Origin of the sequence: Clostridium cibarium (genome assembly GCF_014836335.1) — a bacterium.
GTDB lineage: Bacteria > Bacillota > Clostridia > Clostridiales > Clostridiaceae > Clostridium > Clostridium cibarium.
The window spans coordinates 15,069-28,752 of sequence record NZ_JACSRA010000029.1 but is presented as its reverse complement, the minus strand read 5'-3'; the positions used below and the strand labels follow the sequence as shown (position 1 = coordinate 28,752).

General features: G+C 30.2%; 12 protein-coding genes. 11 read left to right on the top strand and 1 reads right to left on the bottom strand.

Annotated elements, in window-relative coordinates; genetic code table 11:
* Complete coding sequence (locus tag H9661_RS15835) at positions 1-1,353, top strand: FAD-binding oxidoreductase (RefSeq protein WP_143315402.1); 1,353 nt, start codon at positions 1-3, stop codon at positions 1,351-1,353.
* Between the two features lie 137 nt (positions 1,354-1,490).
* Positions 1,491-2,087 (top strand): ECF transporter S component, encoded by a 597-nt coding sequence (locus tag H9661_RS15830; RefSeq protein WP_191769712.1) that lies wholly within the window; start codon positions 1,491-1,493, stop codon positions 2,085-2,087.
* A gap of 47 nt (positions 2,088-2,134) precedes the next feature.
* On the opposite strand, the gene pknB is transcribed toward H9661_RS15830, so the two are convergent.
* On the bottom strand, positions 2,135-3,556 hold the full coding sequence (gene pknB / locus H9661_RS15825) for a Stk1 family PASTA domain-containing Ser/Thr kinase (RefSeq protein WP_191769710.1): 1,422 nt from the start codon (positions 3,554-3,556) through the stop codon (positions 2,135-2,137).
* 148 nt (positions 3,557-3,704) lie between these two features.
* On the opposite strand from pknB, the gene H9661_RS15820 reads away from it, so the two are divergent.
* The 9 genes from H9661_RS15820 (at position 3,705) to H9661_RS15780 (ending at position 13,507) form a co-directional block, all read left to right on the top strand.
* Complete coding sequence (locus H9661_RS15820; RefSeq protein ID WP_191769708.1) at positions 3,705-4,376, top strand: SIMPL domain-containing protein; 672 nt, start codon at positions 3,705-3,707, stop codon at positions 4,374-4,376.
* A 348-nt stretch (positions 4,377-4,724) separates the two neighbouring features.
* Positions 4,725-5,891 (top strand): ABC transporter substrate-binding protein, encoded by a 1,167-nt coding sequence (locus tag H9661_RS15815; protein WP_143315398.1) that lies wholly within the window; start codon positions 4,725-4,727, stop codon positions 5,889-5,891.
* Between the two features lie 18 nt (positions 5,892-5,909).
* Positions 5,910-6,803: a branched-chain amino acid ABC transporter permease gene (locus H9661_RS15810; protein WP_143315397.1), complete on the top strand. Its 894-nt coding sequence runs from the start codon at positions 5,910-5,912 to the stop codon at positions 6,801-6,803.
* A 2-nt stretch (positions 6,804-6,805) separates the two neighbouring features.
* Positions 6,806-7,861 carry a branched-chain amino acid ABC transporter permease gene (locus tag H9661_RS15805; RefSeq protein WP_143315396.1) on the top strand — a complete coding sequence of 352 codons (1,056 nt, stop codon included), beginning with the start codon at positions 6,806-6,808 and terminating at the stop codon, positions 7,859-7,861.
* A 3-nt stretch (positions 7,862-7,864) separates the two neighbouring features.
* Positions 7,865-8,635 (top strand): ABC transporter ATP-binding protein, encoded by a 771-nt coding sequence (locus tag H9661_RS15800; protein ID WP_143315395.1) that lies wholly within the window; start codon positions 7,865-7,867, stop codon positions 8,633-8,635.
* Positions 8,628-9,338 (top strand): ABC transporter ATP-binding protein, encoded by a 711-nt coding sequence (locus H9661_RS15795; RefSeq protein WP_191769706.1) that lies wholly within the window; start codon positions 8,628-8,630, stop codon positions 9,336-9,338. Before H9661_RS15800 ends, H9661_RS15795 begins: the two co-directional genes overlap by 8 nt.
* Positions 9,339-9,576: 238 nt before the next feature.
* Positions 9,577-11,193: an efflux RND transporter periplasmic adaptor subunit gene (locus H9661_RS15790; RefSeq protein ID WP_191769703.1), complete on the top strand. Its 1,617-nt coding sequence runs from the start codon at positions 9,577-9,579 to the stop codon at positions 11,191-11,193.
* Positions 11,194-11,246: 53 nt separating this feature from the next.
* Complete coding sequence (locus tag H9661_RS15785) at positions 11,247-12,329, top strand: efflux RND transporter periplasmic adaptor subunit (RefSeq protein WP_191769701.1); 1,083 nt, start codon at positions 11,247-11,249, stop codon at positions 12,327-12,329.
* 5 nt (positions 12,330-12,334) lie between these two features.
* Complete coding sequence (locus H9661_RS15780; protein WP_191769698.1) at positions 12,335-13,507, top strand: ABC transporter permease; 1,173 nt, start codon at positions 12,335-12,337, stop codon at positions 13,505-13,507.
* Positions 13,508-13,684: the final 177 nt, after the last annotated feature.

Genomic DNA, 13,684 nt, shown 5'->3' with positions numbered 1-13,684 from the left:
ATGAAGTTTGATTATAGTGGTCTAACTGGAGAAATTACAACAAGAGAAGATTTCAATTATGAAGAAGATAGAAAGTCGTGGAATAGGGCAATTCAAAAATATCCTTTAGTAATTGTTTTTTGTAAAAATAAAAAAGACATTATAAGTGCCATAGGATGGGCCAAGAAAAATTCTTTAGAAATAAGGATAAGATCAGGAAGACATCATTACGAAGGCTATTCAACAGGAAATGATGTAGTAGTTATAGATATAAGTAAGATGAATGAGATTATTGTAGATGAAGAAAAAAATATAGTAAGAATACAAGGTGGAGTTAGAAATAGAGAACTATATGAAGCTTTAGGAAGGAGAGAATATCCATTTCCAGGGGGAGGATGTCCAACTGTTGGAGTTTCAGGTCTGGTTCTAGGAGGTGGTTGGGGCTACTCAAGTAGATTATTTGGATTAGCAGCAGATAGTCTAACTGAAGCCGAAATGATTGATTATGAAGGGAAAATAATAGTTGCTACAGAAGACTGTAATAATGATCTTTTTTGGGCTCTTAGAGGAGCTGGTGGAGGAAACTTTGGGGTAATAACTAGCATGACATTTAAGCTTCCTAAAAAGATTAAAATGGCAACATTAATAGATATAGATTGTAGAAATACAAAGTTTCACGAAATTATAAAAGGATTTAAGAAGTGGCAAAAACTTTATAAAGACTTAGATAGAAGAATAAATTTAAAAATGGGTATTTACAATTCAAAAGAAAAAGGCCATGGACTTCGTATCACAGGAATATTTTATGGTAGTAGGGAAGAAGCAGATTTGATTTTACAATCCTTTAAAGGTATTTCTAAAAATGAAATTTATGATTTGAATTATACGACTGTATTAGAAGTAAACAGAATAATTCAAGATAGTCATCCACCTTACGAAAAGTATAAATCTTCAGGAAGATTTGTGTATGATGATTATTCTGAAGCTGACATGAAAAATATCATAAATCTAGTAAAGGATAGAGCAGAAGGATCAACATATACAGCTGTATCACTATATGGATTAGGTGGAGCAGTTAAGGATAGGGGGAAGAGGGATACAGCATTTTATTATAGAGATGCGAAATTCATAATGGGTTTCCAATCAGTATGGGAAGATCCTAAGTATGCCTTAGAAAATGTGGAATTTGTGAAAGAAAAGGTAAAATACATAAAAGAAATTACAAAAGGATCATATATTAATTTCCCATGTGCAGAATTAGAAGAGTATGAAAAAGAATATTATGGTGGAAATTTAGAAAAATTAAAAGAGATAAAAAGGAAATATGATCCACAACAAATCATTAAGTTTCCACAATCTATAACAGTTAAATAAAAAATTGATTAATGGATGTGAAGTGGACGCAGTAAATGTAATAATTGTCTCGGTATAATTGCTAGTATATTCCTCTGGTGCTATAATTGTAGAAGTATTTTCGTATATTAACAATAAGTACAAGGGGGATTAATTATATGAAAAGTAAAAATTTAAGAATAATAAAACTAATTCAGACATCTATACTTGCAGCGTTATGTTTTGTTTCATTTACATTTATTCAAATAAAAATTCCTATGCCAGGTGGAGACGCAGTTTCAATACATATAGGAAATGCATTTTGTGTATTAGCTGCTTTGCTTCTTGGTGGGTGGTATGGAGGTTTTGCTGGGGCTATTGGAATGACAATATCTGATGTACTTGATCCAGTATATATTTTAGGTGCACCAAAAACTTTTATATTAAAATTATTAATTGGATTAATAACAGGATTAGTTGCACATAAATTTGCTAAAATAGATAGAAGTAATGATAAAAAATATATATTTAAATGGACCGTTATTTCAGCAATTTGTGGATTAGCATTTAATGTTGTTTTCGATCCACTTGTAGGGTATTTTTATAAACAATATATATTAGGACAACCGCAACAGATGGCTGCAGTTTTAGCAAAGGTAAGTGTTGTTGCAACTTTTATTAATGCAGTAGTGTCAGTAATACTAGTAAGTTTTCTTTATAATGTTTTAAGACCAATATTAAAAAGGGCAGGATTATTACTGCCTGTGGGAAAATAGAGTAAATATGATTTCAAATAAGTAATCCAAGGGAAATATCCCTTGGATTACTTATTATTCTTTTCTTTTTTAGATTTTCCTTTAGCTTTTTCATTTTGATTTCCAGTTCCAGTTTCATTTACTTGCTGAACAGGTTCAGTAGGTTGCGGCCCTTGACTTATAACTAAGTTAATTTTTCCATTATTCTCGTAAGGAGAATCAGCTAAAGGAGATTGATTAATAACTGAGCCTTTAGGGACAGTATTGCTATACTCATTTACGATATTACCAATTACAAAACCATTACCTAATATAATGTTTTGGGCATTATCTAGAGACTGACCAATAAGCGAAGGAACAGTTTTCTTTTCTTCTAAGGAAGTAGCTGTTTCCGCTTGATTTTCTTTTTCTTGATTAGATATAGTTTCAGTGGAGGGAGTTTCTTTTGTTTCTTTGGAAAGATAAATTCCTACAAAAGAAACAATTAAGGTTAAGGCGATTGATCCAGTAACTAACATTATTTTATTAAAAAATGTAGGCCTTTTTTTCAATGAATTTTTATCTATAACAACTGTAGAATTATATCTACTATGTGAGATTAATGTGTGTGAATTGCTAATTTCAATTGTTGGACTATCTATTAACTTTTCACCAAAGTTCACTTCTAAATCAGGATTGTTTCTAATAGAATTTAAAATTTCAGCAAATTCCCCTGCTGTTTGAAATCTATCAATAGGATTTTTTTCTAATGCTTTTAAAATAACTGCATTTATATTTTCAGGTAAATAATTAACTATATTTTTAGGTGGAGTAACAGGATTATTAATGTGCATCATAGCTACAGCTATAGAAGTATCTCCTGAAAAGGGAACTTGTCCTGTTACCATTTTGTATAAAACAGAACCTAATGCATATATATCTGTTCTAGAATCTATAAAATTACCCTTAGCTTGCTCTGGAGAAAAATAATGTACGGACCCCACAATATTATCAGAATTTGTTATAGTCATAGAGTTTGCTACTTTAGCAATGCCAAAGTCTGTAAGTTTTGCTGTGTTATCTTCTGTAATTAAAATATTGTCAGGTTTAATGTCTCGATGAATAATTTTATTACTATGAGCAAAATCAAGTGCTTCAGCAATTTGTGAAGCTATATCTAAAGCTTTTGATGTGCTTAATTTATTGTTCTCTCTTATTATTTTATCTAGAGATTTTCCGTTAATATACTCCATAACCAAGAAGTTAATGTTGTTTTCTGATCCAATATCATAAATGCCAACTATGTTTGGATGTGATAAGCTAGCAATTGAATGTGCTTCTTTCTTAAATCTAGCTATGATTTCAACTTGATTATTTAAGTATGGTTTTAATACCTTAATAGCTACATATCTATTTAAGGTATTGCATTTTGCTTTGTAAACAATTCCCATACCACCTTCCCCAATTTTCTCTATTAATTCATATCTGTTTAAAAGTAATGTCCCTATCATTGTATGCCTCCTAGAATAAACAGTAATATGTGAATTATAACATATGTAATTAATTACACTAAACTAGTAAAGTTTTCCTTGGAATGTGAGGACATTTAAGGGAATGATCATATTATAAATTATATAATTATTTTAAGGGATGAAAATCATGTACCCATTGGGAGATAAGGATAATGATAAATTATATGATTGTGATAATAATCAGTGTAAAAGAATTAGAGTTTTAGGAAGAGGTTTAGTAAATGTAAAACCAGATGCAGCAGAAGTAGCGATTGGTGTAATAATTCAAAATCAAGATGTGCAATTAGCTCAGATAGAAAATGCTAGGATAATAGAGCAAGTTATAAACAATATAAAGAGAATAGGAGTTCAGCCAGAAAATATACAAACTCAAAATTATAATATTAGGCCTATTTATGATTATGTGGATGGAAAACAGATTTTTAGAGGTTATGAAGTAAGCAATAATATAAATGTGCTTATTAGAAATATTAATTATGTAGGAGAAATAATCGATGCTGCAGTAAGAAGCGGAGCCAATAGCATAAGTGGAATCAATTTTATTGTTTTAGATGAGGAAAAATATTATTATGAAGCCCTTTCTATTGCTGTTCAGGATGCTCAAAGTAAGGCTGTTGTTATAGCTAAAAAACTTGGAGTAAAACTTGATATCATACCAGTGCAAGTAAATGAGATGGATACAGGAACAACTGCCCCATTACAAATGATGACTTTTAAATCCGTTGGGGAAGGTACACCTATTGAACCAGGGGAAAATAAGGTGAAGGCTGAAGTTGAGGCCATATTTATATATAACTAATGAACTATGATGTATGGAGAACAATGAACAGTTTAATTCTTATTAAAACTATAGTAATAAAAAACTATAGTTTTTTTATTACTAAAATAAGACGACAAAATATAAAAAAATTTTCAAGAAGTCCTCAATATAAATACACATGTCCTTGCCAAAAGGAAAATTACAGTGTATAATTTACAAGTAACGACAGTGCTTATATATTAAATTACTTAGTATAGTATTTTGATACAAAAGAATTATCAGAAATTATTAAAAATTATTAATTTATTATTAGGAAAAATAATTAAACACTGATTGTTTGCAAAAATGCCAGTAAGTCAATTAAAAGAAATAAAGGGGGCTTTAAACGTGAAAAGAAAAATATCTATGCTTTTAGCACTGGCTATGTCAACAGTATTAGTGCTTGGTGGTTGTTCTTCTAAGCCAGATTCTAATACATATGTTGAAAGTGATGTTATAAAAATTGGGGTGTTTGAACCAATGACAGGATCTAGTGCAGCTGGAGGAGAGCTTGAAGTAGAAGGGGTAAAACTAGCAAACAAGCTTTATCCAACAGTGCTTGGTAAAAAGATCGAATTAGTTTATGCAGATAACAAGTCGGACAAAGTTGAAGCAGCAAGTGCAGCTTCAAATCTTATAGAACAAGAAAAAGTTAATGCTGTTATAGGGAGTTGGGGAAGTGGAAATTCCATGGCAGCAGGAGATGCACTAATGGAAGCTAAGATTCCTGCAGTTGCAGCTACTGCAACAAATCCTTTAGTAACAGCAGGTAATGATTTCTATTTTAGAGTATGCTTTATAGATCCTTTTCAAGGAAAAGTTGCTGCAAGATATGTAGCTAATACGCTAAAAGCTAAAAAAGTAGCTCTTTTAACAGAAGTTTCTAGTGATTACTCAGTTGGTATTTGTAAATTCTTTAGTGATGAATTTACAAAGATTACAGGGGATAAAGATGCTATTATAGCAAAATCTAACTATAATACAGGAGATCAGGATTTTTCAGCTCAGCTTACAAATATAAAGAGTAAGAATCCAGATGTAATATACGCTCCTGGGAACTTTACAGAAGGTGCACTTATAGTAAAGCAAGCTAGACAACTTGGAATAACTACTCCAATACTAGGGGGGGATACTTGGGAAGCGCCAGAATTCATAGATATAGGACAAGATGCTGTAGAGGGTACAGTTCTTTCAACTTTCTTTGCTAGTGAAGCTCCTATAACTGAGGAATCTAAAATTTTCCTAGATGCATATAGAAAAGAATATAATAAGGAACCAGCAGCAGCTACAGCTTTAGCATATGATTCGTATTTAGTTATATTAGATGCTATAAAAAGAGCCAACTCAGCTGACCCAGTGAAAATAAGGGATGAATTGGCAAAAACTAAAGACTTCCCTGGAGCAGCTGGAAAAATTACAATTGATGAAAATAATAATGCGGTAAAAGATGCAGTTTTAAAAGTAGTTAAAGATGGTAAGTTTACTTATCTTGATACAGTTAAAGCAGAAGATTAGAAGATTGGGGGGAAAGATATGGCATTAGACACATTTATGCAACATTTGGCAAATGGTATTTCTTTAGGAAGTTTATATGCTCTTATAGCAATTGGTTATACTATGGTTTATGGAATTTTAAAACTTATAAATTTTGCTCATGGAGATATATTTATGATGGCAGCTTACTTTGCATTTTTTGGAGTAGCTACATTTAATCTTCCTTGGTATTTTGCTTTTATTATAGCTATTGTATTAACAGGAATACTTGGAATGACGATAGAGTTTACAGCTTATAGACCACTTAGAAGTGCACCAAAGATATCTATTTTAATATCAGCTATAGGTGTATCATTTTTACTAGAAAATTTAGCGGTTGTTTTATTTGGAGGAAGACCAAAGGCTTTTCCAACTCCAAGTATATTTACAGATGTAGTGGTTATTGGTGGGGTTTCTATTCAAAATCTTACTTTTATAATTCCTATAGTAACGATAGTAATATTATTTGCTTTATTACACTTAGTTAATAAGACTAATGTGGGAATGGCTATGAGAGCAGTTTCCAAAGATGTTGAAACAGCAAAGCTTATGGGGATAAAGGTAAATAGAATTATATCTTTTACTTTTGCAATAGGTTCAATGCTAGCTGCAGTAGGAGCTATGATGTGGTCAGCTAAATATCCTCAAATAGTTGCCCTTATGGGGATGATTCCAGGCCTTAAGTGCTTTATAGCTGCTGTAATAGGTGGAATTGGAGATATTAAAGGTGCAGTTATTGGTGGATTTATTCTAGGAATTGGTGAAATTATGTTAGTTGCTTTTCTTCCAGGATTAACTGGATATAGAGATGCGTTTGCTTTCGTACTTTTAATAGTAATACTACTATTTAAGCCAACAGGAATAATGGGCAAAAATTTAACAGAGAAGGTGTAAATATGAAGAAGAGAAATAATTATTTAAATATAGCTCTTATTGCACTTATATTTTTACTCTTATTTGCTGCAAATAATAGCTTGGACTCATATAAAATTAGAATTTTAAACCTATGTGCAGTATATGCAGTACTTGGTCTTAGTATGAATTTAATAAATGGATTTACGGGTTTATTTTCACTTGGGCATGCTGGTTTTATAGCTGTAGGTGCTTATACGACAGCTCTTTTAACCATGACAGAAAAGGTAAAAACACAGAACTTTTTTATGGAATCATTAATTTCTCCATTAAATAGTTTTCAAATACCATTTCCGGTAGCACTTCTTGTGGCAGGTCTTATTTCAGCATTTATAGCCTTTTTGATAGGAGCACCTGCATTAAGACTTAAAGGAGATTATTTGGCTATTGCTACTTTAGGATTTGCAGAAATTATAAGAATAATTTTAAATAATGCTCAAGGGTTAACTAATGGAGCTTTAGGATTAAGAGGGATTCCTCGTACTACTAATCTTTATTGGAGCTTTGGAATAGCAATTTTAACTATAATAATATTAGTTTCACTTATAAATAGTTCATATGGACGAGCTTTAAAGGCCATAAGAGAAGACGAAATTGCAGCAGAAAGTATGGGAATTAGTCTATTTAAACATAAAACATTAGCGTTTGTTACAGGAGCTTTTTTTGCTGGAGTAGGTGGAGGACTTCTAGGAAATCTAATGGGGACAATAGATCCTAATATGTTCAAATTTGTTCTTACATTCAACATACTTCTTATAATAGTTATCGGTGGTATGGGAAGTATTACTGGAACAATAATCTCAGCTTTTGTTGTAACTATTTTAGGAGAAGCATTAAGATTTTTAGATATGGAAAAGCAATTTGATTTTGGATTATTTAGTTTTACTGGAATACCAGGACTTAGAATGGTTATCTTTTCTATATTACTAATGGTTATAGTATTATTCTTTAGAAATGGACTTATGGGAACAAAAGAATTCACATGGAAATCATTATTTAAATATACAAGCGATAAACCTTTAGGAAGGAAGGGGGAATAGACAATGGCATTATTAAAGGTAGAAAATGCAACCATGCAATTTGGAGGTCTTACTGCTGTTAAAGATTTTAACCTTGAAATTAATGAAGGTGAAATAGTATCTTTAATTGGTCCGAATGGAGCTGGGAAAACTACGGCTTTCAATATGATCACAAATGTTTATACCCCAACCAATGGAAAGGTAATTTTTGATGGCAAAGATATTACTGGTATGAGGCAGGATTTAATTACTCAAAAAGGTATAGCAAGAACATTTCAAAATATAAGACTTTTTAAAGATCTAAGTGTACTTGATAATGTACTTATTGCAAATCATGTTCATATAAAATCTAATTTTATTGAAGCTATACTAAAGCTTCCAAGGTATAGAAAAGAAGAAAAGGAAATGGTTGAAAAATCTATTTCTCTTTTAGAGGAATTGGGTCTTCAAGATTTAAAAGATGAAAAGGCTAGTTCTCTTCCTTATGGTAAGCAAAGAAAACTTGAAATAGCAAGAGCGCTTGCAACTAATCCTAAGCTGCTTTTGCTTGATGAACCTGCTGCAGGTATGAATCCTACAGAAACGGATGAACTTACAGCCTTTGTTAAGGAGATAAAGGATAAGTTCAATTTATCTATATTTATGATAGAGCATCACATGAATATGGTTATGAGCTTATCAGATAAGATACAGGTTTTTGAATATGGTATTACAATAGCTAAGGGTACACCTTCTCAAATTCAAAATGACAAGAAGGTTATAGATGCATATTTGGGGGTATCTGAAGATGATTAAGATAGATAATTTAGTAGTAGCCTATGGTGGCATAGAGGCTTTAAAAGGAATAAGTTTAGAAGTACCAAGTGGAAAGATTGTAACTTTAGTAGGAGCTAACGGGGCAGGTAAGAGTACTACATTAAAATCTATAGTAGGACTTGTTAAAACTAAAAGTGGTACTATAAGTTATGAAGGGACAGATTTAGCAAAGCTTAATACTGAAATTATGGTTAAAAAAGGTATAGCTTTAGTGCCAGAAGGCAGAAAGGTTTTTGCTGATCTTACAGTATTGGAAAATCTAAAAATAGGTGCATATACAAGAAAGGATAAAAAAGGTGTAGAAGAAGATTTAGAGAAGGTATATTCACTTTTTCCAAGGTTAAAAGAAAGAACTTGGCAAGCAGCAGGAACTCTTTCTGGTGGAGAACAACAGATGCTTGCAATAGGAAGGGCTCTTATGTCTAGACCTAAGTTAATAATGATGGATGAGCCTTCTTTAGGACTGGCTCCTATAGTTGTAAAAGAATTATTTGGAATAATAAAGAAGATTAATGAAGAAGGTATGACAGTTCTTTTAATAGAACAAAATGCTAATGCAGCTTTAAAAATAGCTGATTTAGGTTATATTATGGAAACTGGTACAATTAAATTAAAGGGGACAGGTAAGGAACTTCTTGCTAATGAGGATATTAAGAAGGCTTATCTTGGAGAAGCACTATAAGTTGATAACTGTAATAAGATTTAATAAGTCTTATTACAGTTATTTTTTTAGTGTTTATTAGACAATATTGTTGAATCTTTATAATATGAAATTTTTGCAACAATTCAATAATAGGTATTTTATGGAGTAAATAGTGAGAAACAGATATGGTAACAAAATACAATATAGCATTGAAAAGTGGAAGTAGTAGGTTATACTTATATTATATGGATTTTGGCGAATTATAGGGAGATCAAGTATGAATAAAAGAAACAAAAAAATTACAATTTATTGTTTAATGATTTGCATAGTACTTAGTACTACATGTTATGGGTATAATAAATTTTTAAATAATAAATCAAACATAATTACTATTAATACTAAAAAAGTTCTAGCCAAAAAAGCTAGAATGAATGCGAGTATTCACGGAACTGGAAGTGTTTACGCTTCTATTTCAAGAGATATATCTCCAAACAATAATGGTAAAATAAATAATTTGAGCATCAAAGCAGGAGATACTATTGAGGCTGGAACAAAGCTTTTTGATTCTGAAAGTGAAGAGTTATTAAAAAGTTTAAAGGATGCTGAAACTAATTTAAGTAGACAAAAACTAACATTAGAAATTGATACTAAAAATTATAATGATTCATTAGATAATGTCAAAAAGTCAATAAATGATGCAAATAGTTTATTAAGAAGTTTAGATAATGAGTTAAATGGAATTGGGCCAATATCAGAAGCATTTAATGGCGATTTATTAAAAGAGGCCATAGAAAATTTAGATAAAGATAAAGGAAATTTAGAAAATTACATAAAATATTATAATGAGTTGTTAGAGAGCTTTGATACAGCTTTTAATAACATAAGTTCAAAATTAAATAACATATATGATAATTTAGTAATTAAATCTCCAATAAATGGAGTGGTTTTAGATATAAAACATAAAAATGGTGATGCAATAAAAGGAAGTTTAGGGTCAATTTCAGGAGATTATTTGAAAAGGATTGGATTGGCAACTGTAGTATTGATAATTGCAGATAAAAATGATTTAAATAAGAAAATTGAAATAACCCCTAATTATGATGGGATTATAAATAGTTTGAATTTAAAAGTAGGAGATACTGTTAAGGAAGGTCAAGCTTTATTTTGTTATACTAGCGATTTATTAAATGAAAATATTGAAAAAATTAAATGCAATCTAAAAAGCCAAAAGTCTATGTTAGAAGAGCTTAAAAATAGTAGTAAGTTAGAATTAGATAAATTAAATATAAATGATGCTGAGATTCAGCTTAATATTATTAAAGAAGCTGTAAATAATATAAGTGTTATATCGCCTATTAATGGAGTGGTAACTATAGTTAACAATAAAAACGGAGATTTAGTTAGTGGGATAAATGGTGTTGGGACAAGTAGTTTAGGTATTCCGCAACCTACTAATACTATACTTACTATAATTGATCCGACTTCATTAAAGGTTAAAGTAACAGTGGATGAATTAGATATAACAAAGATAAAGGTAGGGCAAAAAGTGCAAATTAGATTTGATGCAGCAGGAGATAAACTTTATGAAGGCAATGTAGATTATGTTCCTGAAGTAGGAACTCCTATAAATGATGTAACTAAATATAATGTTATTATATCTATCGATAATATAGAATATGCAAAAGTGGGAATGAGTGCAAATATTAGTATTATTTTAGACAGTAAAAAGGATGGATTAGCCGTACCAATAGAAGCAATTCTAGAAAAAGATAATAAAAAATATGTTAAAAGTAAAAGTGGTAATTTAATTGAAGTAAAAACAGGAATAGAGAATGAAAATTATGTAGAGATATTAGATGGAATCAGCGAAGGGGAAGAAATTTTAGCAGATTAATTTGGAGCAGGATAAATATTATAATATTTACTTTATAAATTTGGAGGATAAGAATGAAAGAAAAATTCATCAAACAATTAGCAATTTGTATAATTGTTATAATTAGTGTAATAACTGTAGTTGTGATATATAAACATTTGGGCAGTAATAAAGATAATATTCCTACTAATAAATACAAGATTACAGAAGCAAAGAAAATGAAAATGGAAGTAAAGGTTAGAGGAAAAGGAAGTGTTTATGCAGGGGTTTCAAAAGACATAGTAGCTAATAATAATGGAAAAATTAAAGATTTAAATATTAAGGTTGGAGATACAGTGATTGAAGGTAATAATTTATTCACTGTTGATAATAATGAATTAAGACAAAATGCAGCAAGAGCTGAAAATAATTTAAAAAGGCAAAAAATAATTTTAGGTAGCTCAAAAAATGACACTGAAGTTGCTGTTAATAGTTTGGGGGTTACAGATGCACAAAATCAACTAGATAATGCTAATTACCTCTTAAATAATATGACAGTGAAGTCACCAATTAACGGTATAGTAATTGCAAAAAAAAATAATAATGATGATATTGTTCAAGGTGGAAAGCCAATAGTTACAATTGTAGATCCTACTTCAGTAAAGATAAAGGTCTCTATTGATGAGTTGAATATTTTAAAAGTAAAAGTAGGACAACCAGTTGAAATAAAATTTAATTCAATAGAGGATAAAAGTTATGAGGGAGTAGTTGATACAATATCACAAGTTGTAACTACTTCAAATCAAGCTGCAGCCAATGTAAATAATGTAGCTAATTATGAAGTTATAGTGTCAATAAAAAATTCGGAAGGTGTAAAAATAGGCATGAATGCAAATGTTAATATTTTAGTAGATAGTAAAGATAGTCCATTAGTTATTTCTAAAGAAGCCTTAATTGAAAAAGATGGAAAAAGGTATGTGATGGTTTCAAAATCAAATGAAAATCAAGATGGTGAATTAATGCTAGTAAATACAGGGATGGAAAGTGAAGAGTATGTTGAAATTCTTGATGGAATTCAAGAAGGAGAAGAAATCTTAATATGCTTACCTGATGCAGGAGCAGGTATAAATAGCGACGATGTATTAAATAAGTTAAAAAGATTTGGTGGAGGAAATTAAACGAGATGAAATTTTCAAAGCTTTTAACAATTTCACTATCATCTGTATTAAGTAATAAGGTTAGGACAATCCTAACTATGTTGGGAATAATTATTGGAATATCTTCTGTTATCATAATGCTAGCTATAGGAGAAGGAACAAAGAATCAGGTTATTGGAATGATTGAAGGGTTAGGTACAAATCTTATAACAGTAAATATTATAGGAAATAAAACAGTGCCAATTTCAGAGGAAGAAATTAATAAATTAAGAAATGAACCAGGAATAAGGGAGATTGCACCAGTGCTTACTCAACCTAATGTTAATATAAAGGCTGGAGATAAAACAGGAATAACAACATTACAAGCATCAATTCCGATTTTTGCAGAAATAAGGAAAGTTGAGGTTAGTAATGGAAGATTTATCAATAATATAGATGAAAGAAATAGATATAAGGTTGTTGTTATAGGAACTGAAACGGCTAAAAATATATTTGGAACTATAAATGTTGTAGGAAAAAATATGTATGTTAACGGTACAGAATTTAATATTGTCGGAATAATTAAATCTACAGGAAGTTCGTTAATGGGGTCAAGTGATGATAGGATAATAATCCCATTATCTACAGCTGAAAGGCTACTAATGAGTACAGATATAAGAACTTTTTATGTGGAAGCAGAAAATAAAGATATGGTAAGCGAAGCTATGGGGTATTTACAATTATTTTTTAATAGAAAGTATAATAAGGATACACAAGCTTATAAAATATTTAATCAAACATCATTGCTAGAAACAATAAATTCTACAACATCAAGCTTTACTACTATGCTTGCTGGAATTGCAGGAATTTCCCTATTGGTAGGTGGAATAGGTATAATGAACATTATGCTTGTTTCAATAATTGAAAGAACAGGGGAGATAGGTATAAGAAAAGCTATAGGGGCAAAAAGGTCAAATATATTAATTCAATTTTTAATAGAAGCTGCATGTATAAGCGGATTTGGTGGAATAATAGGAGTAATTTTTGGGTTTATAGGAACGTATGGAATGCAAGTTTTATTTAAATTAGACCTTGTTATTTCAAATAATGTTGTTATAGGTTCTTTCATATTTTCAGTATGTGTAGGGATAGTATTTGGAATGTATCCAGCAATTAAAGCATCAAAACTAAATCCAATTGAAGCTTTAAGATTTGAGTAGAAAATTTAACTTTAATGAGCTTTATCAGTATTTTTGGGTTTTATGGGCTTTCTTATGGAGGCTCTTTTTATTTATAAAGAATTTTATATTAAAATAAATAAGTTAATTAAGGAATTGTTAAGGATTATTTTATAAAATTGCATTACACAATAATAAAAGATAGGTTTAGCATTTAAA